The sequence below is a fragment of the Pseudoalteromonas sp. Ps84H-4 genome, assembly GCF_024124645.1.
Lineage (GTDB): Bacteria > Pseudomonadota > Gammaproteobacteria > Enterobacterales > Alteromonadaceae > Pseudoalteromonas > Pseudoalteromonas lipolytica_C.
Genome location: NZ_JAMXSK010000079.1, coordinates 1 through 1,191 on the forward strand (window position 1 = coordinate 1; position 1,191 = coordinate 1,191).

Genomic DNA, 1,191 nt, shown 5'->3' on the forward strand with positions numbered 1-1,191 from the left:
TCCGGACAGTAAAACTTCAGTTGACTGATTCCAGTCAGGAGAAAGGACGCTGGGTGATTGAAGGCGATATGTCGAGCTATTTTGATACAGTTCATCATCGATTATTGATGAAGTGCGTCCGTAAACGGATTGCCTGTAAACGGTTCAATCAGCTGCTCTGGCTCTTTATCAAGGCCGGTCATGTTGAAAAGAACCTGTTCTGTGCCACTAACCAAGGCGTACCGCAAGGTGGCGTGATCTCACCACTGCTGTCAAACATCATGCTTAATGAGTTCGATCAGTACCTGAACCAATGCTACCTTAGCAAAAAGGCACGTAAAGATCGCTGGTACTGGAACCACAGTATCAAGATCGGTCGCAAGCCTGCCCTTGAGGAGGAGCGACAATGGAAGCCTGGCGTCGCATACTGTCGTTATGCCGATGACTTTGTTGTTATCGTCAAAGGCACCAAACAACAGGCGCAGGTGATCCGAGAGCAATGCCGAGACTTTCTGGAAAGCAAACTCAAGCTTACGTTGAACATGGAGAAGACCCAAGTTACTCATGTCAATGACGGCTTTGTCTTCTTGGGACATAGAGTGATCCGCAAACGAGGCCCAAAAGGCAACATGCGTGTGGTCAGCACTATCCCGAAAGATAAAGCGAGAGCGTTTACTTGTTCGCTCAACAAAGAACTATCTGGTGACTATAGCTGTAGTCCAATCGATAAGATAGAAAAACTTAACCAGAAACTTAAAGGCTGGTCACAGTTTTACCGTCATACCGATTTCACGGCTAAGGTTTATAGTAAGATAGACAGAGCGGTATTCTGGAAACTGGCTTACTGGTTCGCAGCTAAGTTTAAAACCAGCATCAAGAAGCTAATGATGAAGTTGATCAGACGACCAGAACCCGGCAAAGCGAAAACATGGGTCTATTTCGGTAGGAGCAACAAAGGCAACTTATGCGGTCAATCACTATTTCGATTAGTGAGTAGCCCTAAACGACCTTTTAGATGGCGATTACCAGAATCGAACCCGTATTGCCGGAACGAGGACGAGGTCAGAAATACTGTCACCTCAAGATATCAAGATGTTGCAATGGCTGTTAGCCACAATTAAGTGGAGAGCCGGATGCGCTGAAAGGTGCACGTCCGGTTCGGAGAGGAGAGGTTGGGAGATAGCACGACTACGCCCCGCCTCTTACTCTACT

1 protein-coding gene is annotated in these 1,191 nt (G+C 47.0%); it reads left to right on the forward strand.

The window, feature by feature from the left end; genetic code table 11:
* On the forward strand, positions 1–1,100 hold a 1,100-nt coding region (locus NH454_RS22265; protein ID WP_253040215.1), incomplete at its 5' end, for a reverse transcriptase domain-containing protein.
* Positions 1,101–1,191 lie beyond the last annotated feature (91 nt).